We start from the raw sequence: 21,696 nt of genomic DNA on the forward strand, positions 1-21,696 counted from the left end.
CCGCAGGAGCGCGCTGGCGCCTGATGTTACGCAACCGCCAACGCCAGCCCGCACGCCGAAGCGCTTCGACACATTCACAACCGCACCAGGTTCCACCATCGCCACGCTGCATCCTCCCCGATCACCAGACAGCCATGACCGATTCTTCCTCCCCGCATCCCAGACGCCGCGTCATCCTCGAAGACGACATCGACGGCTTCACGCCCGCGCAGCTGCTGCTGTTGCAATCGCCTGACATCGACGTGCTGGGTATCAGTGCCGTCAGCGGCAACATCTGGCGCGATGAAGTGCTGGCGCACACCTGCCGCCTGCTGGAACTGGCTGGCCATCCACAGATTCCGGTCCTTCCCGGCCCGGTGCATCCACTGCTCAACAGCGAGCTGGCCACCGAACGCTGGGAAGCGCTGTACGGCAAACTCGTCTGGAAAGGCGCATGGACCAAGCACTGGGTGGACGGCGACACCGTGCAAAGCGCGCCGCGCTATCACGCCCACGATGTAGTGCCCGATCTGGCCTTGGGCAATCCCAGTGTGGTGCGCGCCTGCGACGAGCCGGCCGCGTTATTCATGCTACGCATGGTGCGCCAATACCCGGGCGAGGTAAGCATCATTGCCACCGGCCCGTTGACCAATCTGGCACTGGCGCAATCGCTGGACCCAGCCTTCGCCACGTTGGCACGCGAGCTGGTCTATATGGGCGGTAGCCTCAATCCGCGGCAGCAGCGCAACAGCATCAGCGCGCAGCAATTCGCGCGCGAATTCGTCAACTCGCCGCGCCGCGAATTCAATATCCGCTGGGACCCGGAAGCGGCCAGCATCGTCATGCGCGCTCCGTGGCGCCAGATCACCATGGTGCCGGTCGACCCATCAACCGCCACCGAACTCACTCCCGACTTGCTGGCGCGCATGAGTGCTGCGGACACCACGATTGGCCACGCGCTGCGCCGCCGCGAGCCAGGCTTTCCGATGTGGGACGAACTGGCCACCGCCGTATGGCTGCGCCCGGACTTGGTGACGCATACCGAAACGCTGTATGTCGATACCAGCACCGCCTTCGATGCCGGGTATGGCGATATTTTGTCGTGGGCGCCAGGGTATCAGCCCGGGCTGGGCGAGCAGGCGCAGACAGTGGTGCATGCGGTGGATGTACAGGCATTCGAGCAGCTGTTGATCGATCGCCTCACTGCGCCGCAGCCGCCGGCGGTGGGATTGCCATTGCCCCTTCTCCCGCCGGGAGAAGGGGCCCGAAGGGCGGATGAGGGTGCGATAGCCGGTGGCCTTGCTGCACCTGTTGAGTAGGTGCAACCTACGCCGGAGCGAACAGCTGACACATCTCCAACTCCCATGGCGCCCTCTCCCAACCCCCGCGTTGCTAGCCCCAGGCCGTGCTAGCAGCGCGTGCGCTCCAAGACACGCGCGTCGGTGGCGCGCAAGCCGGGCTTCCTTGCCCCGGCGGGAGGGGGGCTCGATCGGAGCGTGAGACCGAACGACGCTTCATGCCACTGCTAAGAGCAGCTAAAAAACGACTACGCTCACCGCCAGGCAGGCGCGGCCGGTGCTCGGAACGGCATGTACCACTCGTACACTGCGGTTCTGAGCGCGACTTCCACGCCACCTGACGACTGCTCGCTACATTTTGGTAGCCGCTCTTGGTGTTTAGATCGAACGATAGAAGCTGCGCACTCGCTGTTTTTGAATGCAAGCGCATGTTTCAACGTGTCACGCGTGCATCCCATCAGCGTTGCGTCAGCTCCCAACGTATCAGCCGCCAGTTTTTTGCAGAACCTGTATGCCGAGCAGCCACGAATCACCGCTATCGAATCCCGACTCCCCGTTCTCCAAGAGGTGACCCATGCAACTCCCAGCGCAGTGGCAGGCCGGCGTCGATCGCAATACCGAGGTGCTGCGCGGACACACGCAGCTGCTGGCTGCCTTCAGGGCGCCACCGGCAGCAGCACGTGATGGCGGCGGCGCACGCGGTCAGATCGCATCCATCGTCAGCACCACGCGCAGTCAGCCCACGTTGGCCGCACGGCTGGCCACGCAAACGCTGACGCGCATCAACCAGGCCAACGACCGCCTGTGCGCCATCACCCGGCTGCTGCCTGCGCGTGCCGCAGCCGATGCCGCACGCGTGCAGGCCGCGCTTGCCGGTGGCAGCGATGGTGGCGCGTTGGCCGGCGTGCCATTCGTGGTCAAGGATCTGTTCGATGTCGCCGGGCAGGTCACCACCGCCGGTGCTGCGGTGCGCGCGCACGACCCGCCTGCCACCCGCGATGCGGCAGTCGTACAGCGGCTCAGCGATGCAGGCGCGGTATTGGTCGGCACCGCCAACATGGACGAATTCGCGTACGGCTTTGCCACTGTCAACGCGCATTACGGCGCAACCGCCAATCCGCACGACCACCAGCACCTGGCCGGTGGCTCACCCGGCGGCTCGGCGGCAGCGGTGGCTGCCGGATGGGTGCCGTTCGCGCTCGGCTCGGACACCAACGGCTCCATTCGCGTGCCGGCTGCGCTGTGCGGTGTCTACGGCCTGCGCCCGACGCATGGCGCAGTGCCGTTGGATGGCGTGTTTCCGTTTGTCGATGCGCTGGATGTGGTGGGCCCCTTCGCCACGTCGGTGGCCGATTTGCGCCGCGTCTATGAGGTGATGTGCGGGCATGTGCTGCTTTCGCGCACGACGGGCAACCTGCGCATTGCACGGCTGGGCGGCTGGTTTCAACGCAATCTCGATCCGGATCTCGAGGCCGGGCTGGAGGCACTGCTCACGGCCTGCAACAGCACGACCACGGTCGACCTGCCGGAAGCGGAGCGCGCGCGCGCAGCTGCCTTCGTCCTCACCGCTGCCGAGGGCGGACATCGGCACCGCAGCGCACTCGGCACGCACGGCGCGCAATTCGACCCGGCCACCCGCGACCGCCTGCTCGCCGGCTTGCAGCTGCCCGCCAGCGCGGTGGCTGATGCGCACCGCTTTGCGCATTGGTTTGCCGACGCCATGCACGCGCTGTGGGACGAGGTCGATGTGCTCATTGCACCGGCTACCCCATGCGTCGCACCACGCCTGGACCAGGACACCATCCAGATCGGCGGCCTGCCGGTGTCGGCGCGCGCCAATCTCGGCATTTTCACCCAACCGTTGGGACTGGCCGCCTGCCCGGTGCTTGCCGCACCGTTGCCGCGTCCCGGACGCCTGCCGCTGGGCGTGCAACTGATTGCAGCGCCCGGCCGCGAAGACCGCCTGTTTGCGCTCGCCGCGCAACTCGAGCGCGATGGCCTGCTCGCCTTCAGCCCACCGCCGGAGCCACGCTGATGCTGCAGACGCTGCGCGCGCGACGCGGCATGGTGGTCGCCCCGCACCATCTCGCTGCACAAGCCGGGCGCGATGTACTGCGCGATGGTGGCAATGCCATCGAAGCGGCCGTCGCCACCGCCGCCTGTCTGGCCGTGGTCTATCCCCACATGACCGGCATCGGCGGCGATGGCTTCTGGCTCATGCGCGAACCCGATGGCCGTGTGCACGCCATCGATGCCTGCGGCCGCGCCGCACGCGCCGCAACACTGGACTTCTATCGCGGCCACACCAGCATCCCGTGGCGCGGCCCCGGCGCTGCCAATACCGTGGCCGGCACCGTCTCCGGCTGGGCGCTGGCGCTGCAACACGCAAATGGCACGTTGCCGCTGCAACGGGTGTTGAGCGATGCGATCCATCACGCCAACGCAGGCACGCCGGTCACGCTGGGTGGCGCGCAGATTGCCGCCAGCAAGCGCGCAGAACTGTGCCCACAACCAGGCGCCTATGCCGAAATTTTCGAGCCGCACGGCACCCCGCTGCGCGAAGGGGCGCTGCTGCAGCAACCACAGCTCGCGCACACCTTGCAGCGGCTCGCCGATGAAGGGCTGGAGAGTTTCTATCGCGGCGCGCTTGCCCACGACATCGCAGCAGATCTGCAAGTACTCGGCAGCCCGCTCAGCGCTGACGACCTCGCAGCCCATCACGCCGAAGCCAGCGTGCCGTTATCGGTCGCCATCCATGGCGCGCGTCTCTACAACCACGCACCGCCCACCCAGGGGCTGGCATCGTTGTTGATCCTTGCGCTGTTCGATCGGTTGAGGGTGGAAGAAGCAGACAGCTACGCGCATCTGCACGGGCTGATCGAAGCCACCAAGCAAGCTTTTCTGATCCGCGACGCACACATCGGCGACCCTGCCTGGATGACGCTCGACGCGCAGGCGTTGCTCGACGACAGCGCCGCACTCGACGCGCTCGCCGCACGCATCGACATGACGATTGCCTTGCCGTGGCCACAGCCTTCGCAGGCCGGCGACACCGTCTGGTTCGGCGCCATCGATGCGCACGGCCGCGCGGTCAGCTGCATCCAGTCCACCTATTTCGAATTCGGCTCCGGTCTGGTTCTGCCGCGGACCGGCATCACCTGGCAAAACCGCGGTTGCAGTTTCCGTCTCGCGACCGACGGCTGGAACGCGCTCGCCCCCGGGCGCAAACCCTTCCACACCCTCAACCCGGCGTTGGCCACCTTCGACGACGGCCGCGTCATGGCCTACGGCACCATGGGCGGCGAAGGCCAACCGCAAACTCAAGCCGCCGTGTTCTCCCGCTACGCCCGCTTCGGCATGCCGCTGCAACAAGCAATCACCGCACCACGCTGGCTGCTCGGCCGCACCTGGGGCGAAGACAGCACCACGTTGAAGCTGGAAGACCGCTTCGACCCGGCCGTGGTGCAGGCACTGCGCGATGCCGGACATGCAGTGGAACTATTGCCCGCCTATGCCTCGGTGATGGGGCATGCCGGCGCGTTGGTGCGCGAGGCCGATGGCGTGATCAGCGGCGCGAGTGACCCGCGCTCGGATGGGGCGGTGGCGGCGTGGTGACCACGGCGGTCGTTTCGCGACTGCGGCGGCTCCTGCCACACGCACCATGGCGCGCGCATTGGGGAGGAAATCGTCGATGTGTCGCAAGACGGCCGTGCCGGAGAGTCCGTAGCGAACCCGACCGCGGCACCTTCGGCGATCCGTGTGCCATGCTTAAGCACGCCAATGGCGAGCCATCCACATCTGCGTTACTTCTAACGCGTCGTTGAATCCACTCAAGGAGAGCAACATGACAGACCAAGATCAAAATCAACCGTCGCTGGAAGACGTCAAGCTGGCGTTCGATGGCCAGAGCGTGGATTGGTATCTGCAGAAGCTGGTCGGCATTGCCAACACCTCGGGCGTGCAGTTCGGCGTCACGCTGTTTGTCGAAGGCATCGTCATTTCCGGCCAGATGGTCAGCGGCAAGCGGTATTTCGAGGCGTTTGCGGAGGAATTCTCTGCTGCCTACCCCGGCGGTGCCGATGAAAAAGAGGATATCCGTCGCGCGTTCGCCAGCCATGCCAGCATCTACGACTCCGAAGACGATGCGCAGCAGAGCAGCACGCCGCCACAGTTCATCCACCTGATCGAATCGCGTTGCTTCTCACCCGGCGGCCAGCCACTGCCAAGCAACCGAGGCGTGCTGTGGCGTGGCAAGGTGAATGCTGTTTCCGGCTTTACCCTGGGATCGCTGTCGGCAGACTAAGCGCAGCTAACAAAACGTAGCGGGCAGTCGTCAGGCGGGCGTGGGCGGCGCGGAGGAACCGCAGTGTACGGGTGGTACATGCCGATTCCGCACCGGCCGCGTCCGCCTGGCGGCTGCGCAGTAGTTTTGTTAGTTGCTTTACGCCTGGCAAGTTCCGCCTTGGTGTGCGGTGCGCGTCATCTCAGATCTTTGGCGTGCTGCCCGTCGCGCGCGGCGGCGCGTTTTTGACGTAACGGTCGAACCACTCCAGCATTTCGGCCACCAGGTCTTCGTTGGATTCGCGTGCGCTGTACCAATGCGGCTCGAACGGCAGCAGCACCAGGCGTGCGGTGCCACCGTTGCCACGAATGGCCTGGAACAATCGCGGCGCCTGGGTGGTTTCGGTACCCGGGTTGGCATCGTCCATGCCATGCACGATCAACAACGGTTCGTTGATTTTATCGGCGTGAAAGAACGCCGACGCTTGCGCATAGACGTCCGGCGCCGTCCAGAACGAACGACGCTCGTTCTGGAATCCGAATGGCGTCAAGGTCTTGTTGTAGCTGCCGCTGGTGGCAGCGCCTGCGCGAAACAGATCTGTATGCGCCAATAGATTGGCCGTCATCAATGCGCCGTGGCTATGGCCGGTGACGCCGATGCGCTGACGGTCGACCACGCCCAACTCGACGGCCTTGTCCACCGCAGCGGTGGCGTCGTCCACCAGTTGCTGTAGGTAGGTGTCGTAAGCGGTCTTGGGATCGCCCACGATCGGGAAAGCGGCATCGTCGATGATGGCGTAACCGGCCAACAGCAGCAGCTGGTAGTAATTGAGCCGGGTGAAATCGCGCTCGCTGGCGCCGCTGACCTGACCAGCCTTGGAGGGATCGGCATAATCGAGCGGATAGGCGTACAGGATGGCCGGCACGCGCGTGCCTTCGGTGTAGCCTGGCGGTGTGTACAGGGTGAACGACAAGTCCACGCCGTCCTTGCGCTTGTAGCTCACCAGCCGCTTCTTGATCTGCCGCACTAGCGGGGTCGGATCCGCGAAATGCGTCACCGGCGTGGCAGTGGACGCAAAGGCTGCTTCGCCCGTTGCCGGCGCTGGCAACGGTTCGCCCAAAGTTCGCAGATAGACATTGGGCGGGTCGGTCAGCGACTGGCGCCAGGTCAGCAGGCGCGACGTATCGTCTCCTGCAAATCCGAAGAACACCTCGTCCACAGTCGCGTCGCTGCGGAACAGCCGCTGGGTCTTGCCGGTGGCAAGCGTATAGCGATCCAGAAATGGCCGGTCACCCGCGGGCGAGGCGCCTTGCCCGCTCAGGAACAGCGCACCTTGCGCCTCGCGCAGCACGGCTTGGCCGTTGGCGAGCACACGCATTTCGGGCAGGCCGGGATCGGCATAAAGATCGTCGGTGGACAGGTCGAACAACACCCGCTCGCCAGCGCCGGGGCGCTCGGCATCCACGAGCGTGGTCCGCCGCCAATGGCGGTTCTCGTCGTACTCGTCCAGCAAGGCTTGCCCGCCTTCGGCAAACCACGACAGGCCTGCATACCGCTGCTGCACGCGCGCAAGCTCGCGCGGTTTGGCGGTGAACGGTGCAGCCAGCGACATCAACTTGTCGCGCGCGGGAACATTGGTTTTCCAGTCACCGCCGTCCAGTGCCTCGGCCCAGACCAGCGTGGCTGGTTGGTTGGCGCGCCAGGAGTAGGCGCGCGGGCCGGTCGGTACGCCCTGCACCGGCACCCGGTCCGCGACCGGCAGATTGGCCAGCACACGCTCGTTGCCATTGGCCAGATCCAGCACCGCCACATCGTGAGCGAAACGTGCGTAGGTTGTGACGTAGGAATACGGTTGCTTCAACCGCTCCACCAGCACGTGGCGGCCATCGGGTGCGCCCTCCACACTGCTGTAGACCGCAGGCGTACCGAGCTTGCGCTGACTTCCGGTGGCCGCATCCACCGTGAGCAGCTGGGAGGTGGCGTAGTAGGTAAACAAAGCCTCGTCTTCGGGGCTGGAGAGCGTGTCGCGCGCCTCGTAGGTACTGCTTTCGCCTTTGCCCTGAATGGTTTCCTTGACCTCCGGGCCCGGCGGCACCGCGGCCTTGCGCGGTGCGGGGCCCAGATCCTGCGGCACCGTCTTCAACAGCAGGGTGTTGCTGCCGCCCAGCCATTGGATCTCGCCGCCCAGCACCGGGTTGAGTTGCACATCCTCGATCTTGCGCACGGTGCCGGTGGCGACCTCGCCCACCCAGAGCTCGACGCGGTCGGCGGCAATGTTGTTGAAGGCGAAGCGGCGCCCGTCCGGGGACCACACCGGCGATGCCGGGCAGGCGCCGGCCGGCAAGCTCACAGCCGTCTGCTTGCCGCTGGCGATGTCCACCAGGCTGAAGCCCTCCAGGCAGGAACGAATGCCGTAGCCGTTGGACATATCGTGGCGGCTATGCGTGCGCGGCTCCACGCGCACGCCAGCGAGCTTGAGATAGGGCTCGGCGACCCGCGCGATCGGCGGATACTGGGTGCGCTGCACCAGCAACAAGGTCTTGCCGGTAGGATCCGGCCGCGGCTATGGATTCAGCGGCGCGCGCATCACACTCAGCAGCGGCTCCGGTGGCTGCCGGTAACCGCCCTCCGGCGTCCCTGCAAACGCAGGCACCGGCATCAGGCTGACGAGCACAAACAACGCGGTCCATCGGTGCAAGGCGATCATCGGCATCTCTCGGCGGTGATCGCGGCAAGCTAGCACGCCCGATCACCCTCCATCTGCGCGTATACGCATTCCTGTCGCCACTTCCGCATTGCGGATTCGCCCTGACCGCGTTATACCGCCGCCCTGCGCGTGCGCGAGAGAAAATCACCTGTGTAGTCAGCAATCTCCAACGCATGCGTCTCCAGTGCAAAGTGCCCTGTATCCAGCAGGTGCACTTCAGCCTCTGGCAGATCCTTCCGGTAGGCCTGCGCACCGGCGGGGAGGAAGGCTGGGTCGTGCTTGCCCCAGACCGCTAGCAGCGGTGGCTGGTGGGTGCGGAAATACGCTTGAAATGCCGGGTACGCCGCCACATTGCTGCGGTAATCCAGAATCAGATCGAGCTGGATCTCTTCGGCGCCCGGGCGGGCCATGTATGCAATGTCCAGAGTGTAGCCATCCGGCGACAGCCTGCTCGGGTCGGCACCGGTACCGTACTGCCAGTCGCGAATGGCCTGCGGCAACAACGAGGCACGGCATGCGTCGCGGTTGGCTGCGGTTGGCTCACGCCAGTAGGCCTGCCACGGCCCCCATTGGTCGCTGAAACCTTCCAGATACGCGTTGCCGTTCTGGCTGATGATGGCGCTCACCTTGTGCGGGTTTGCCGCCGCCAGGCGAAAACCGACCGGCGCGCCGTAATCGAAGACGTACAAACTGTAGCTGGTCAGCCCCAGTGCTTCGGTAAAGCCTTCGATGACCTTGTAGAGGCGTTCGAACGTGTAGTCGAAGCGTCCACGCGGCGGGGCAGTGGTGTTGCCGAATCCCGGCAAGTCGGGCGCAATCAAGCGGTACTGGCTTGCCAGCAGTGGCGGCAGATCGCGGAACATGTGGCTGGCGCTTGGAAAGCCGTGCAACAGCAACAGCACCGGCGCATCTGTGCGTCCTGCTTCACGGTAGAACACATTGACCTCGCCGACCTGTTGGGTTTTGTAGGCCACGTGCAGGGTGTCATCGTTCGACATGGTGTCTCCTTTGATCGACGTCTTCTGGTTGGAAAGCTCGCTTGCACCGACAGCGCCCGCGCTCAAGGCGAATGCGGTACCTACGCATGAGGCGAGCAATATCCTGCGGCGACTCGGGTCTGCTGCCGCGTTGCGGGCGTTGGCCGCGTTGAGTGAATCGGGGTGGGCCATGACAAATCCAGTAGGAGATCAGTGACCGGCAATGCTAGGTGGCGAGCGGCATCACCAGAACCACCAGCCGGATCAATTCACCATTGCTGTCGCTGAAATGCTGCACGCCTTGCCGGATATCGCCAACGCGAGCAAAGGGTGGAAGTCGCGTGGTTGCGACAGTCGGACTGCTACTCTCGCACCACACTCGATCGTGAGACGTTCGTGGATCGCATCCAGGAAATGACGCTGTTCGCCGCGCTGGCAGAGCAAGCAAGCTTTGCCGGGGTTGCGCGGCGTCTGGGCATTTCCACCGCAACGGTCACCCGCGCCGTCGCGCAGCTGGAAAGCCGCCTGGGCGTGCTGCTGGTCGTGCGCACCACACGCAACATGCGGCTCACCGAGGCCGGGCAGCAGTACGCCATCGACTGCCGACGCCTGCTTGCCGATTTGGACGATGTCGAACACAGAGCGGCCGGGTTGCATGCGCTTCCCAGCGGCTTGCTGACGGTGACGGCGCCGCAGATGTTCGGCGCGCTGCATGTCACGCCGGTATTGACGCGCTTTCTCGGTCGCTATCGGTCGATGACCGCGCGCGCCATCCTGGTCGATCGTGTCGTGCCGCTGCTGGACGAAGGCATTGATGTGGCGGTACGCATCGGCGCACTGCCGGACTCATCACTGACTGCGATCCCGGTCGGCAGCGTGCGCCGCATGGTCTGCGCCTCGCCCGGCTATCTGGCAGAACACGGTACGCCGCAGCAGCCGGACGATCTCCCGCAGCACGCCACCATCTCGACCTCATCGGCCGAACGCTCGCACAAATGGCCGTTCCGCATCGGTGGGCGCGAGCATCTGGTCGAAGTGGCATCCCGCCTCCACGTGACCTCGTTCAATGCCGCCATCACCGCCGCAGTGCAGGGCTGGGGACTGACGCAAGTGCCGTCCTACCAGATCCGCGAACACCTTCAGGGCGGCAAGCTCGCTTGCGTACTTGAGCCTTTCGAGATCCCCCCAGAGCCGGTGCATGTCGTCTATGTGCAGGGCCGCCGGGGTTCTGCCAAGGTGCGTACGTTTGTCGACTATTGCGTGGACGCACTACGACAGGACCTGGATGTCGACAGCAGCGTTTGAACTGGCGACTCCAACGCGACCTCCCCTCACAAGCAGCGCACAGGATTGATCGTGTGCGATGACGTTCGATGCATGTGCATCCACGTTGTCTGCGAGGCTCGGCAGCTACGACGACGAACGGGGGTGCGCGTGTAGAGGCGCTTTGGCGACGTGCAATCGACCACCCGAGCCTTGCTACGCCCGGGGCGCAACGCAGAGGTTGGGGAAAGGGTCTGGCCACGCAACAGTCTCGACGCGGCGACCCTCGTCCACTGCTGGTCCTCTCCCCCGGCCGGCCGGAGCAGCCCAAAGGGCAACCACAGGCTACCTGTCGCATTTTTTGCAACACACGACCCTAAAAAAACTGCTTTGGGGTGACGGGGGCGATTCGTATAGTCGATTCAACGCCGCCGCCTGCGCACGTGCGTGTCGCCCCCTTCACCGGGAAACCCATCGCCTGGCGTTGCCTCACTCTTTCCACACTGCCTGCGGAGGCTCCATGCACCAGTCCCTGTGGCATCCCAGTCCTGGCGGCACCGGCAGAACAGAACATCCACATGGCGCTACATGCTGAGCGCGCAACGTCCCTCACCCGCCACCGCCTCGGGCGCACGCGCAGTAGCGCGCTGCGATGCGTTGGGCCTTCCGCCCTACAGCGACGCGCCCAGCGGGCTGTTCCGCGCCTGGCTCAGCCCGGCGCATCGCGCTGCCGTCGCACAGGTGGGCGAATGGATGCGCCAGGCCGGCCTGCAGGTGCGACTGGACGCAGCGGCCAACCTGATCGGGCGCTACGAAGGCGCGCGTGCCGACGCACCGGCGCTGCTGATCGGCAGCCATCTGGACAGCGTGCGCGATGCCGGGCGCTATGACGGCCCGCTCGGCATCCTGCTCGGCATCGAATGCGTCGCCGCGCTGCATGCTCAGGGCCGGCGCCTGCCGTTCGCGATCGAGGTGATCGCCTTCGGCGACGAGGAAGGTTCGCGCTTTCCTGCCTCGATGTTCTGCAGCCGTGCGGTCGCCGGCACGCTCGACCCCGCCACGCTGACGGTCACCGACGCGGCCGGCACCGACGTGGCCAGCGCGCTGGCCGACTGGGATCTGGACATCGCGCACCTACAACACGCCGCACGCGCGCCCGGCAGCGTGCTGGCCTATCTGGAAACCCATATCGAACAAGGCCCGGTGCTGGAAGCCGAAGGCCTGCCGGTCGGCATCGTCACCGCGATCGCCGCGCAGCGGCGCTTTGCACTGCGCTTCGACGGCCGCGCCGGCCACGCCGGCACCACCACCATGGCCTTGCGTCGCGATGCATTGAGCGCCGCTGCGGCGGCCCTGCTGGCCATCGAAAGGATTGCACGCGCCGGCAGCGACGACCTGGTCGCCACGGTCGGCAAGCTGCAGGTCGCGCCCGGTGCCACCAACGTGGTGCCCGGCCGGGTGGACTGCACGCTGGACGTGCGTGCCGGCGACGATGCAACGCGCGATGCGGCAGTGCTGGAGATCGAACGCGCACTGGCCCGTATCAGCAAAACCCGCAACATCGCCATCGCCATCGACCCGTTGCAGACGCTGGCCGCCAGCCCCTGCGCACCGGCACTGATGACCCGTCTGCAACACGCAGTCGCCGCACAAGGCATCGTGCCGCGCCAGTTGGTGTCCGGCGCCGGCCATGATGCGATGGTGATGGCCGCGCTCTGCCCAACCGCGATGCTGTTCGTGCGCTGCGCTGGCGGCATCAGCCATCATCCGGACGAACACGTCGACCCGGCCGATGCCGAGCTCGCACTGGCGGTCATGCGCCACTTCATCGAACACCTGGGAGATCCCCTTGTCACCTGATCTGCGTCACCCGCACACCTTCGCCGAACTCGATCCCCCACAGCGCCTGTTGATGGGCCCGGGCCCGGTCAATGCGCATCCGCGCGTGTTGCGTGCGATGGCGGCCGATCTGCTGGGCCAGTTCGACCCGGAAATGACCACCTACATGAACGAGGTGATGGCGCTGTACCGGCCGTTGTTCGGTACCGACAATCGCTGGACGTTCCTGGTCGATGGCACAGCGCGTGCCGGTATCGAAGCGGCGCTGGTGTCGCTGGTCAGCCCGGGCGATCGCGTGCTGGTGATCAACTTCGGCCGCTTCGGGTTATTGCTCACCGAAATCCTGCAACGCCTCGGCGCCGACGTGCACAGCGTGGATGCGCCATGGGGGCAAGTGGTGCCGCTGGCAGCCATCTCCGAGGCGATCGAGCGCGTAGCGCCCAAGCTGGTGGCCACCGTGCACGGCGACACCTCCACCACCATGGCGCAGCCGCTCGATGGCGTCGGCGCGCTGTGCCGCGCGGCCGGCGCGCTGAGTTATGTGGACGCCACCGCCACCATCGGCGGCATGCCCATCGCCAGCGACCGCTGGGACGTGGACGTGGTCACCGGCGGCCTGCAGAAGTGCCTGGGCGGGCCGTCCGGTTCGGCACCGATCACCGTGTCCAACGCGGCAGCCGAGGCGATCTTCGCGCGCCGCCATGTCGAACGCGGCATCGTGCGCGATGACATCGTCAACGGCCGCGGGCCGCGCATCGCCTCGAATTATTTCGACCTGGCGATGATCATGGATTACTGGTCGGACAAGCGCCTCAACCACCACACCGAAGCGACAACCATGTTGTACGGCGCACGCGAATGCGCACGCGTTGCCCTGCAGGAAGGCTTGGATGCACGCTTCGCGCGCCATGCCGCGGCCGGGCGCGCGGTCAGTGCCGGCATCCGTGCGTTGGGGCTGGAGGTGTTCGGCGACGATGCGCATCGCATGACCAATGTCACCGGTGTGGTGATTCCGCCCGGCATCGACAGCGATGCGGTGCGCCGCCGCATGCGCGAAGACTTCGAGATCGAAATCGGCACGGCATTCGGGCCGTTGCAGGGCAAGATCTGGCGCATTGGCGCGATGGGCTACAACGCGATGAAGCACAAGGTGCTGATCACCCTGGCCGCGCTGGAAGCGGTGCTGCGCGCCGAAGGCTACGCCTGCACGCAGGGCCTGGCAGTGGAAGCGGCACTGGCCGCCTGGCACGCGGAACCGCAGGCATGAACAGCGCGCGCGACCTGGTCGGCTACGGCGCCACACCGCCAGCGGCGCAGTGGCCGGGTGGCGCGCGCATCGCGGTGCAGTTCGTCATCAACTACGAAGAAGGCGCGGAAAACTGCGTGCTCAACGGCGATGCCGGCTCGGAAGCGTTTCTGTCGGAAATGGTCGGCGCGCAAGCGCAGCCCGGTGCACGCGCCATGGCCATGGAAAGCCTGTACGAATACGGCAGCCGCGCCGGCTTCTGGCGGCTGCATCGGCTGTTCGCCGCACGCGCGGTGCCGGTGACCGTGTTCGGCGTTGCGAACGCGCTTGCCGCCAATCCAGAAGCAGTGGCCGCGATGCAGGCCGCCGACTGGGAAATCGCCAGCCACGGGCTGCGCTGGATCGACTACCAACACATCGACGAGGCCATCGAGCGCGCGCATATCGCGCAGGCCATCGCGGTGCATGTCCAGGTCACCGGCAGTCGCCCGCTGGGCTGGTACCAGGGCCGCACCAGCCCCAACACTGCACGTCTGATCGCCGAAGAAGGCGGCTTTGTCTACGACGCCGACAGCTATGCCGACGATGTGCCTTACTACGACAGCCGCCACGGCCGCGCGCAGTTGATCGTGCCTTATACGCTGGATGCCAACGACATGAAATTCGTCGCCTATAACGGGTTTGCCGATGGCGAGCCGTTCTTTCGCTATCTGCGCGACAGCTTCGAGCAGCTGCGCGGCGAAGGCGGGCGCATGCTCTCGATCGGCCTGCACGGGCGCGTCGTCGGCAAGCCGGCACGCGCGGCGGCGCTAGCGCGCTTTGTGGACCATGTGCTGGACAGCGGCGATGCCTGGATTGCGCGGCGCATCGATATCGCGCGCCACTGGCTGCAGGTGCATCCGGCATGAGCATCGCCACTGCCGACATCGATCTGCCCGAGGTGATTGCCCAGGTGACTGAGGCCTTTGATGCCTACGAGCGCGCATTGATGCGCGATGACATCGCGGCGATGGATACGCTGTTCCACGCTGCGCCCAGCACCGTGCGTTACGGCGTGGGCGAGGTGCTGTACGGCATCGAGGCGATCCGCGCATTCCGCATCGGCCGCGGCGGCTCACCACAACGCCAGCTCGTGCACGTGGAAGTGCACAGCTACGGCCGCGACCATGCGACCACGCATGCCGAATTCGAGCGCTCTGGCAGCAGCGCGCGCGGCCGCCAGAGCCAGAGCTGGGTGCGCTTTGCCGACGGCTGGAAAGTGGTGGCCGCGCACGTCTCGCTGCAAGGCACGCACGCATGAGCGTGACCGACGATCCGGTGCTGGACGATGCCGCCTTCGTCGCGCGGTATCGCGAGTTGTTCGAGCATTCGCCATGGGTAGTGGAGCGCGCCGCGCGTCGTCGCCCGTTCCAGGATGTGTATCGCGGTTTGATGCAGGTGGTGCATGACGCATCGCCGGACGATCAGATCGCATTGATTCGTGCGCATCCGGAGCTGGCCGGCAAGGCGGCGATCGACCGCACGCTCACTGCCGCATCTGCCGCAGAGCAGGCTTCTGCGGGGCTGGACCGTCTCAGCGAAGACGAATTCAGGCGCTTCCACGCGCTCAATCAGGCCTATCGCCACCGTTTCGGATTTCCGTTCGTGATCTGCGTGCGGCTGCACGACAAGGCCGGCATTCTCGCCGCGCTGGAACAGCGGCTGGATGCATCACCCGATGCAGAGATCGTCACCGCCATCGCCGAAATCGGCAAGATCGTTCACCTGCGCCTGGAGGCACTGCCATGAGCCTGGCCCAACTCGAACGCGCGCTCGCACACGACCTGCAATGCCTGGCCCACGGCGGCGATGCCTGGGTGCAACCGCGCGTACATCCGGCCGGGCACGTCTACGACGTGATCATCGTCGGCGCCGGCCAGAGCGGTCTGGGTGCGGCGTTCGCGCTGCAGCGCGAGCGCGTGCATAACGTGCTGGTCATCGACGAAAACCCCACCGGGCAAGAAGGTCCGTGGGTGACCTATGCGCGCATGCAGACCTTGCGCACGCCCAAGCACATCACCTCGATCGATCTGGGTGTGCCCTCGCTCACCTTCCGCGCATGGTGGGAGGCGCAGCACGGCGGTTCGGCCTGGGACGCACTGGACAAGATTCCGCGCGGCAGCTGGATGGACTATCTGCGCTGGTATCGCGCAGTGCTGCGCTTGCCGGTGCGTAACGCCACTCGATTGGTGCGCGTGGAGCCGGACGTCGCGCCCGGCATCCATCGCCTGCATCTGGCGATGGGCGCACCACTGCTCACGCGCAAACTGATTCTGGCCACCGGTATCCAGGGTGGCGGCCAGTGGGTGGTGCCCGACTGGATCTGCCGTGCCCTGCCCGCGGCGCGCTACGCACATACCTCCTGTCACATCGATTTCGCCGCATTGGCCGGCAAGCGCGTGGGCATTCTGGGCGGCGGCGCCTCCGCCTTCGACAATGCGTGCTTTGCGCTGGAACAAGGCGTTGCCAGTGCCGAAGTGTTCGTGCGCCGTCGCGAATTGCCGCGTATCAATCCATTTCGGCACATGGAACAGGCCGGCATCATTCCGCGCTTTTTGACCCTGCCGGACGCTGACAAGTACCGGATGATGGCCAGCTTCTTCGCGCACAACCAACCGCCCACCAACGACACCTTCCAGCGCGCCTGCGCGCATGCCGGCTTTGCGCTGCATCTGGGCGCGCCGTGGCTGGACGTGGCCGAACACGATGGCGAAATCGTTGTCCGCACACCGCAGGGCGACTACCGTTTCGATTTTCTGGCAGTGGCCACCGGCCTGGTCACCGACCCGCAATTGCGCCCGGAGCTGGCCGCGCTGTCCGGGCGCATCGCCTGCTGGGGCGACCGCTATCGGCCGCCGCCGGGCCAGGCCAACCCGGTGCTGGACGCGCATCCGTACCTTGGGCCGGGCTTCGAATTGCTGCCGCGCACACCCGACGATGCCGCGCTGCTGCATGGCTTGTTCGCGTTCAACTATTCGGCGCTGATCAACCACGGCCCCTCGGCCGCGGCATTGTCCGGGCTGAAGATTGCACTGCCGCGGCTTGCCCGCGCGGTGGCCGATCAGCTGTTCCTGGACGACCGCCAGGCCATCGTCGAGACCTATCTGGCGTACGACCAACCCGAATTCGTCGGCCAATGGCCACAACCGACCCAGGCGGTGGCATGAGCACCCTGTCCACGCACGTGCTGGATACCGCCAGCGGCCGCCCCGCTGCTGGCGTGCCGCTGCGCCTGTTCGCCGGCGACACGCTGCACTTCGAAGGTCTCACCAACCAGGACGGCCGCTGTCCTGACCTGTCCGCCCTCACGCTGCAGCCCGGTCGCTACCGGCTGGAATTCGACGTCGCCCGCTATTGGCAGGTCATCGGCATGGCGCTGGCCGATCCGCCGTTCCTGGAACAGGTGCCGATCGCCTTCGGTATCGCCGACGACGGCCACTACCACGTGCCACTGCTGCTCTCGCCGTACGGGTATTCCACCTATCGCGGCAGCTGAGAGCGGTGTATCGCCGCAGCGCAGGCAGTTCGGTCCTCCTGCCCGACGGTCTGCGCTTCCACTGCACGGCCGGCGCTAGTGACCCGCTGCGCACTGTGTCAGACCGGTTTCACCCAAGCCCCGTAGAATGGCCGCTTTCCGGCGACAGGCCGGGGCACCGGAACGGTCATGATCCACAACGATGTACTGCGCAGCATCCGTTACATGCTCGACCTCAGCGACGACAAGGTGGTGGACATCACCCACCTGGCCGACCCCGAGTTCGCGCTCGACAAGCCGCAGGTACAGGCCTGGCTGAAGAAGGAAGACGAGCCAGGTTTCGAGCCCTGCACCGATGCGATGCTGGCGCGCTTCCTCGATGGCCTGGTGCTGCGCTTCCGTGGCCGCGACGAGAGCCAACCGGTCCGCCCGCTGGAAACCCGCGTCGGCAACAACCTGGTCCTGAAGAAGCTGCGCGTGGCCTTCGAACTGAAGGACGTCGACATGCACGCCATCTTCGCCAGCGCCGGCTTCCCGCTGTCCAAGCCGGAACTCTCCGCGCTGTTCCGCCAGCCAGGCCACAAGAATTTCCGCCCCTGCGGCGACCAGCTGCTGCGCGCCTTTCTCAAAGGCCTGACCTCCCGGATGCGCGAAGCGGGTTGATGTCCCCGTCGACGTCCTGTTGGTGAGATCGGTCTGGGTCGGACGGTCTGACGACACCGCGATGCGGCGTCCTCGTTCTTCACTACACCACCAGCAGACTGTTTGGTGCGATGTCCTCGACCTCTTTGCCAACGCCTGGACGCCAGACGGCGGCGAGATCCAGCAGACCTGGGCATTTGGCTCCACAGTGGCCGGCGCGGCGCTCTCGATGACCGGTGCATTGGAACGTCCCTGCACGCAACGCGAGCGCGACCAGCGCCTGCAGGAATGCGTCGGCACGCCGTACCACGGCGACGTATCGCCGCCCCCGTTGCCAGGGAACTGATGACGGTGCCGGCAAGACCTGCATTGCGTCCACCTGACGCAGCCGCATCCATCCACTGACTGCGGCAACGCGCACCTCACACGGTCCGCGTTGCCACCCAGCCACCCGTCACATCGTCGCCGGGGCGTGCCGCAGCCCGTATCCTTCCCGCGCATGACCGACCCCGTTTTTCCGATCTCCCCGTTGTTGCCACAGATTCGCGACAGTCTCGCCGCCCATCCGCGGCTGGTACTCGAAGCCCCGCCCGGCGCCGGCAAGACCACCCAGGTGCCGTTGGCGCTGCTGGACGCACCGTGGCTGGCCGGCCGCAAGATCGTGATGCTGGAGCCGCGCCGCGTGGCTGCCCGCAGCGCAGCGCTGTTCATGGCGCGCCAGTTGGGTGAGCCGGTCGGCGAGACGGTGGGGTACCGCATCCGCTTCGAGAACAAGACCTCAGCGCGCACCCGCATTGAAGTGGTCACCGAAGGCATCCTGACGCGGCTGATCCAGGACGACCCGATGCTGGAAAGCATCGGCGTGTTGCTGTTCGACGAATTCCACGAACGCCATCTGGCCGGCGACCTGGGGCTGGCGCTGGCGCTGGATGTGCAGGCGCAAGTCCGCGAGGACCTGCGCATCGTGGCGATGTCGGCCACGTTGGATGGCGAGCGCCTGGCCGGCTTTCTGGAGGCACCGCGGCTGAGCAGTGCCGGGCGCAGTTTCCCGGTGGAGATCGCGCATTTCCCCGCGCGCCGCGACGAAGCGCTGGAGCCGCAGACGCGACGCGCGGTGGAGCATGCCCTGCTCACGCATCCCGGCGATGTGCTGGTGTTCCTGCCCGGCCAGCGCGAGATCGCGCGCGTGCAAGCCGCCTTGCTCGCTGTCCTGGACCCGGCCATCCAGATGCTGCCCTTGCACGGCGAGCTGTCGGTGGAGGCGCAAAGCCAGGTACTGCAGCCCGACCCGCAAGGCCGCCGCCGCGTGGTGCTGGCCACCAACGTGGCCGAATCCTCGGTCACCTTGCCCGGCGTGCGGGTGGTGATCGATAGCGGGCTCGCCCGCGAGCCGCATTACGACCCCAACAGCGGCTTTTCGCGGCTGGACGTGGCCACCATTGCGCAGGCCTCGGCAGACCAGCGCGCCGGCCGCGCCGGCCGCGTGGCCAGCGGCTGGGCCTACCGGCTGTGGCCGCAATCGCAACGACTGGAACCACAGCGCCGCGCCGAAATTACCCAGGTGGAGTTGGCCGGCCTGGCACTGGAATTGGCTGCCTGGGGCAGTACCGCGCTGCGCTTTGTCGATGCACCACCGAGCGGTGCGCTGGCCGCCGCGCACGAACTGCTGCAGCGGCTGGGTGCGCTCACTGCAAGCGGCGGTATCACCGCGCTCGGCCGGCGCATGCTCGCGCTGGGCACGCATCCGCGTCTGGCCGCAATGCTGGCGCAGGCCGGCGACGCGCCGCGTGTGGCGCTGGCCTGCGACCTGGCCGCACTGCTGGAAGCACGCGACCCGCTGCGTCAGGGTGGCGACGGGCTGGCTGCGCGTTGGCGTGCGCTGGCGGCATTCCGCCAGGGCCGCAGCGCGGCCGATGCCAATCGCAGTGGCCTGGCCGCAATCGACAGCGCCGCCAAACAATGGCGCCGCCGGCTGCGCTGCGACAGCGCTCCGCCCTCCAGTGTGGAAGCGCACGCGCTCGGCGATCTGCTGTCGCACGCCTTCCCCGATCGCATCGCCGCACGCCACCCGGCCGATCCGCTGCGCTACCTGCTCGCCAATGGCCGCAGCGCACGCCTGTTCGACCACAGCGATCTCCGTGGCGAACAGTGGCTGGTCGCCAGCGAACTGCGCTACGAAGCCAAAGACGCCCTGCTGCTGCGCGCCGCCCCGGTAGACGACGCCTACCTGCGCCACAGCCTGCCCGAGCGCTTCGTGCAGCAGGACGTGGTGCAGTGGGACGCAGACAAGCGCGCATTGGTCGCCCGTCGCCAATCCAGCTTCGACCGCATCGTGCTCGACAGCCGCCCGGCCGGCCGCGTCGACCCGGCACACGCAGCCGCCGCGCTCACCGACGCGGTGCGGCAACTCGGCCTGGACGCGCTGCCGTGGACCGACACCCTGCAGCAGTGGCGCGCACGCGTGCAGTCGCTGCGCGCGTGGATGCCCGAACTCGGCTTGCCCGATCTCTCCGACACCGCACTGCTGGAGACGCTGGACACCTGGCTGCGCCCGGCCTTCGCCGGCAAGACCCGCCTGGACGCACTGGACGAGGCCAGCCTGGGCGAAGCGCTGAAGGCCGCGCTGCCGTGGGAGCGCCGCCAGCTGATCGACCGCCACGCGCCCACCCGGATCAGCGTGCCTTCCGGCATGGAGCGGCAGATCGTCTACGCCCTCGACCACGTCGGGCAGCCGTTGCCGCCGGTGCTGGCGGTCAAGCTGCAGGAATTGTTCGGCCTGGCCGAAACGCCGCGCATCGCCGACGGCCGCATCCCGTTGACCCTGCACCTGCTCTCCCCAGGCGGCCGCCCGTTGCAGGTAACACAAGACCTGAAGAGCTTCTGGGCAAACACGTATCCGGACGTCAAAAAAGAGATGAAGGGGCGATATCCGAGGCATCCGTGGCCAGACGATCCGTGGACCGCCGCAGCGACCCACCGAGCAAAACCGCGCGGCACCTGATACGCATGGACCTGCGGCGGCGGTGAGAGGAGCCGGTGGCACTGGTCTCCCGCGGCGCGGACCGCCGCAGCGACCCACCGAGCAAAACCGCGCGGCACCTGAGATGTCCCGTGGGCGGACAATCAACGGACGCCGTCGCTCAAGCCTGTCACGCCATTCCCTGGTAATTCCCAGCGCCGCCCACACCAGCGCGCAGCCTCCTTCCTAACCGTAAGCCAAACGGGACCCAGCCCCGCTAACGCCATCTATACGTGTCAGCGCACAGACTGCAGATCACGTACTCAGAAAGGAAACGCCTCCGATGAGCAAGCTGACTGTGATCACTGAACGCGCCCTGGAGCGTGCCCTGGAGCTGGCCGGTACTGCAGGCGACCAGTTGCGCCATGCCGCGTCCAACGCGGGCGATCAGGCACGCAGCGCCGGCAGCAGCCTGCGTCATTTCGGCCCAAGCGCGAGCGAATGGCTCAAGACCGGCGCCGCGCTTGGCGCAGTGCGTAACGGTGGCAAGGCGGCGGGCAAGCTGGTCAAGCGCAACCCGGCGGTGACAGTTGCCGCAGCGGTCGCAGGCCTGGGCCTGATCGGCTACGCGGTGTACCGCAAGCGTCAGCGCGATCAGCAGGTGCTCGGCGGCAACGTGCATCGCCTGGATCGCGAACACGCCAGCAATGCCAACGCACGTCGCGCTGCCTACCAGCGTCGTGGTGCAGTGACCCCGAGCGACGGCATCGAATAAGCCCAGGCGCGAAGCAAATCCTCAACGCCACGGCCATGCGCCGTGGCGTTGTCGTTTCTGCCATCGCTGCAGCGCAGTGCATTGATGTCTACGACACAGCTGCGCGCGCTGCGTGGCGTCCACATCATGCGATGCGGCGGCCAGGAGGTGTATCCAGCAACCGTCAGCCGTGACTAGCTCAAACGACGCATGGTTTAACCACAGAACGTCCCGGT

The 21,696-nt window shown here is 66.4% G+C and carries 17 protein-coding genes, 2 other RNA genes and 1 pseudogene; 17 read left to right on the forward strand and 3 right to left on the reverse strand.

Features of this window, described 5'->3' with window-relative positions; genetic code table 11:
• Positions 1 to 134: 134 nt before the first annotated feature.
• The 5 genes from M0D43_RS09785 (at position 135) to gvpU (ending at position 5,580) form a co-directional block, all read left to right on the forward strand.
• Positions 135 to 1,298 carry a nucleoside hydrolase gene (locus M0D43_RS09785; RefSeq protein WP_252164464.1) on the forward strand — a complete coding sequence of 388 codons (1,164 nt, stop codon included), beginning with the start codon at positions 135 to 137 and terminating at the stop codon, positions 1,296 to 1,298.
• Between the two features lie 270 nt (positions 1,299 to 1,568).
• Positions 1,569 to 1,644, forward strand: a non-coding RNA gene (locus M0D43_RS09790) — sX9 sRNA.
• Positions 1,645 to 1,851: 207 nt separating this feature from the next.
• On the forward strand, positions 1,852 to 3,312 hold the full coding sequence (locus M0D43_RS09795) for an AtzE family amidohydrolase (protein WP_260808175.1): 1,461 nt from the start codon (positions 1,852 to 1,854) through the stop codon (positions 3,310 to 3,312).
• Positions 3,312 to 4,892: a gamma-glutamyltransferase family protein gene (locus tag M0D43_RS09800; protein WP_252164465.1), complete on the forward strand. Its 1,581-nt coding sequence runs from the start codon at positions 3,312 to 3,314 to the stop codon at positions 4,890 to 4,892. The genes M0D43_RS09795 and M0D43_RS09800 overlap by 1 nt, the downstream gene beginning before the upstream one ends.
• A gap of 229 nt (positions 4,893 to 5,121) precedes the next feature.
• The gene (gvpU, locus tag M0D43_RS09805) at positions 5,122 to 5,580 is read left to right on the forward strand and encodes a gas vesicle accessory protein GvpU (RefSeq protein WP_252164466.1); all 459 of its coding nucleotides are present in this window, start codon (positions 5,122 to 5,124) and stop codon (positions 5,578 to 5,580) included.
• 4 nt (positions 5,581 to 5,584) lie between these two features.
• On the opposite strand, the gene M0D43_RS09810 is transcribed toward gvpU, so the two are convergent.
• From M0D43_RS09810 to M0D43_RS09820, 3 genes and pseudogenes are all read right to left on the reverse strand, one after another.
• Positions 5,585 to 5,660: non-coding RNA, sX9 sRNA (locus M0D43_RS09810), on the reverse strand.
• A 101-nt stretch (positions 5,661 to 5,761) separates the two neighbouring features.
• Positions 5,762 to 8,266 (reverse strand): annotated as a pseudogene (locus M0D43_RS09815) (S9 family peptidase).
• Between the two features lie 110 nt (positions 8,267 to 8,376).
• Entirely contained in the window at positions 8,377 to 9,264 is an 888-nt protein-coding gene (locus M0D43_RS09820) for an alpha/beta fold hydrolase (RefSeq protein ID WP_313905061.1), read from the reverse strand.
• Positions 9,265 to 9,657: 393 nt separating this feature from the next.
• Here M0D43_RS09820 and M0D43_RS09825 point away from each other — a divergent pair, with 393 nt between their 5' ends.
• The 12 genes from M0D43_RS09825 (at position 9,658) to M0D43_RS09880 (ending at position 21,481) form a co-directional block, all read left to right on the forward strand.
• On the forward strand, positions 9,658 to 10,548 hold the full coding sequence (locus tag M0D43_RS09825; RefSeq protein WP_252165014.1) for a LysR family transcriptional regulator: 891 nt from the start codon (positions 9,658 to 9,660) through the stop codon (positions 10,546 to 10,548).
• A gap of 546 nt (positions 10,549 to 11,094) precedes the next feature.
• The gene (locus tag M0D43_RS09830) at positions 11,095 to 12,366 is read left to right on the forward strand and encodes an allantoate amidohydrolase (protein WP_252164468.1); all 1,272 of its coding nucleotides are present in this window, start codon (positions 11,095 to 11,097) and stop codon (positions 12,364 to 12,366) included.
• Complete coding sequence (locus M0D43_RS09835; protein WP_252164469.1) at positions 12,356 to 13,612, forward strand: (S)-ureidoglycine--glyoxylate transaminase; 1,257 nt, start codon at positions 12,356 to 12,358, stop codon at positions 13,610 to 13,612. Before M0D43_RS09830 ends, M0D43_RS09835 begins: the two co-directional genes overlap by 11 nt.
• Positions 13,609 to 14,499: an allantoinase PuuE gene (puuE, locus tag M0D43_RS09840; RefSeq protein ID WP_252164470.1), complete on the forward strand. Its 891-nt coding sequence runs from the start codon at positions 13,609 to 13,611 to the stop codon at positions 14,497 to 14,499. Before M0D43_RS09835 ends, puuE begins: the two co-directional genes overlap by 4 nt.
• Positions 14,496 to 14,891, forward strand: coding sequence for an oxalurate catabolism protein HpxZ (gene hpxZ / locus M0D43_RS09845; RefSeq protein WP_104611802.1), 396 nt, complete (start codon positions 14,496 to 14,498; stop codon positions 14,889 to 14,891). Before puuE ends, hpxZ begins: the two co-directional genes overlap by 4 nt.
• Positions 14,888 to 15,379, forward strand: coding sequence for a 2-oxo-4-hydroxy-4-carboxy-5-ureidoimidazoline decarboxylase (gene uraD, locus M0D43_RS09850; protein WP_252164471.1), 492 nt, complete (start codon positions 14,888 to 14,890; stop codon positions 15,377 to 15,379). The genes hpxZ and uraD overlap by 4 nt, the downstream gene beginning before the upstream one ends.
• Positions 15,376 to 16,797 (forward strand): FAD-dependent urate hydroxylase HpyO, encoded by a 1,422-nt coding sequence (gene hpyO / locus M0D43_RS09855; protein WP_252164472.1) that lies wholly within the window; start codon positions 15,376 to 15,378, stop codon positions 16,795 to 16,797. Before uraD ends, hpyO begins: the two co-directional genes overlap by 4 nt.
• On the forward strand, positions 16,767 to 17,126 hold the full coding sequence (gene uraH / locus M0D43_RS09860; RefSeq protein WP_252164473.1) for a hydroxyisourate hydrolase: 360 nt from the start codon (positions 16,767 to 16,769) through the stop codon (positions 17,124 to 17,126). Before hpyO ends, uraH begins: the two co-directional genes overlap by 31 nt.
• A 168-nt stretch (positions 17,127 to 17,294) precedes the next feature.
• Positions 17,295 to 17,768: a YehS family protein gene (locus tag M0D43_RS09865; protein ID WP_010370381.1), complete on the forward strand. Its 474-nt coding sequence runs from the start codon at positions 17,295 to 17,297 to the stop codon at positions 17,766 to 17,768.
• A gap of 61 nt (positions 17,769 to 17,829) precedes the next feature.
• The gene (locus M0D43_RS09870) at positions 17,830 to 18,093 is read left to right on the forward strand and encodes a hypothetical protein (RefSeq protein ID WP_260808176.1); all 264 of its coding nucleotides are present in this window, start codon (positions 17,830 to 17,832) and stop codon (positions 18,091 to 18,093) included.
• 153 nt (positions 18,094 to 18,246) lie between these two features.
• Positions 18,247 to 20,748, forward strand: a complete 2,502-nt coding sequence (hrpB, locus tag M0D43_RS09875; protein WP_252164474.1) for an ATP-dependent helicase HrpB — start codon at positions 18,247 to 18,249, stop codon at positions 20,746 to 20,748.
• A 301-nt stretch (positions 20,749 to 21,049) separates the two neighbouring features.
• Positions 21,050 to 21,481 (forward strand): hypothetical protein, encoded by a 432-nt coding sequence (locus M0D43_RS09880; protein WP_252164475.1) that lies wholly within the window; start codon positions 21,050 to 21,052, stop codon positions 21,479 to 21,481.
• Positions 21,482 to 21,696: the final 215 nt, after the last annotated feature.

The sequence above is a fragment of the Xanthomonas prunicola genome, from assembly GCF_025266575.1.
Taxonomy (GTDB): Bacteria; Pseudomonadota; Gammaproteobacteria; order Xanthomonadales; family Xanthomonadaceae; genus Xanthomonas; species Xanthomonas prunicola.

Coding starts and splice junctions, on each gene's coding strand:
- uraH (WP_252164473.1), top strand. CDS start 16,767: ATGGCCACAACCGACCCAGGCGGTGGCATGAGCACCCTGTCCACGCAC.
- hpyO (WP_252164472.1), top strand. CDS start 15,376: ATGAGCCTGGCCCAACTCGAACGCGCGCTCGCACACGACCTGCAATGC.
- M0D43_RS09825 (WP_252165014.1), top strand. CDS start 9,658: ATGACGCTGTTCGCCGCGCTGGCAGAGCAAGCAAGCTTTGCCGGGGTT.
- M0D43_RS09865 (WP_010370381.1), top strand. CDS start 17,295: ATGATCCACAACGATGTACTGCGCAGCATCCGTTACATGCTCGACCTC.
- M0D43_RS09820 (WP_313905061.1), bottom strand. CDS start 9,264: ATGTCGAACGATGACACCCTGCACGTGGCCTACAAAACCCAACAGGTC.
- uraD (WP_252164471.1), top strand. CDS start 14,888: ATGAGCGTGACCGACGATCCGGTGCTGGACGATGCCGCCTTCGTCGCG.
- M0D43_RS09800 (WP_252164465.1), top strand. CDS start 3,312: ATGCTGCAGACGCTGCGCGCGCGACGCGGCATGGTGGTCGCCCCGCAC.
- gvpU (WP_252164466.1), top strand. CDS start 5,122: ATGACAGACCAAGATCAAAATCAACCGTCGCTGGAAGACGTCAAGCTG.
- M0D43_RS09795 (WP_260808175.1), top strand. CDS start 1,852: ATGCAACTCCCAGCGCAGTGGCAGGCCGGCGTCGATCGCAATACCGAG.
- hpxZ (WP_104611802.1), top strand. CDS start 14,496: ATGAGCATCGCCACTGCCGACATCGATCTGCCCGAGGTGATTGCCCAG.
- M0D43_RS09830 (WP_252164468.1), top strand. CDS start 11,095: ATGCTGAGCGCGCAACGTCCCTCACCCGCCACCGCCTCGGGCGCACGC.
- M0D43_RS09870 (WP_260808176.1), top strand. CDS start 17,830: ATGCGGCGTCCTCGTTCTTCACTACACCACCAGCAGACTGTTTGGTGC.
- puuE (WP_252164470.1), top strand. CDS start 13,609: ATGAACAGCGCGCGCGACCTGGTCGGCTACGGCGCCACACCGCCAGCG.
- hrpB (WP_252164474.1), top strand. CDS start 18,247: ATGACCGACCCCGTTTTTCCGATCTCCCCGTTGTTGCCACAGATTCGC.
- M0D43_RS09785 (WP_252164464.1), top strand. CDS start 135: ATGACCGATTCTTCCTCCCCGCATCCCAGACGCCGCGTCATCCTCGAA.
- M0D43_RS09880 (WP_252164475.1), top strand. CDS start 21,050: ATGAGCAAGCTGACTGTGATCACTGAACGCGCCCTGGAGCGTGCCCTG.